This is a genomic window from uncultured Psychromonas sp., from assembly GCF_947489755.1.
In the GTDB taxonomy this organism is placed as follows: Bacteria; Pseudomonadota; Gammaproteobacteria; order Enterobacterales; family Psychromonadaceae; genus Psychromonas.
The window spans coordinates 1-345 of the sequence record NZ_CANLFB010000090.1 but is presented as its reverse complement, the minus strand read 5'-3'; the positions used below and the strand labels follow the sequence as shown (position 1 = coordinate 345).

At 45.5% G+C, this 345-nt stretch carries 1 protein-coding gene; it reads left to right on the top strand.

Translation table 11 applies throughout. The annotated features are described in order from the left end of the window. Nucleotides 1-345 (top strand): VCBS domain-containing protein (locus tag Q0794_RS18140; protein WP_298944284.1); only part of this gene is annotated, 345 nt, incomplete at both ends.

Here is a 345-nt window from a genome sequence, read left to right as displayed (position 1 = left end):
TTTATCGGTTGTGACAGGCGACGATACAGGCGCAGTGACAGAAGATGCGGATGCAACCACGTTAAGCACAACGGGTAGCTTATCGCTTACGGACGTTGATACGAACGATACCACTACCTTTACAGCAGCGACAGTGACGGGCACTTACGGTGATATTACTATTGATGAAAACGGTGAGTGGACATACGCAGCGGATAATACGCAAGCGGCTATTCAAGCATTAGATGAAAATGAAACGTTAACCGATACGATCACAGTTATGACGAGTGATGGTGTTGAACAAGCAATTGTTATTACTATCAACGGTGTTGACGACTTATCTGTTGTGACAGGCGATGATACTGG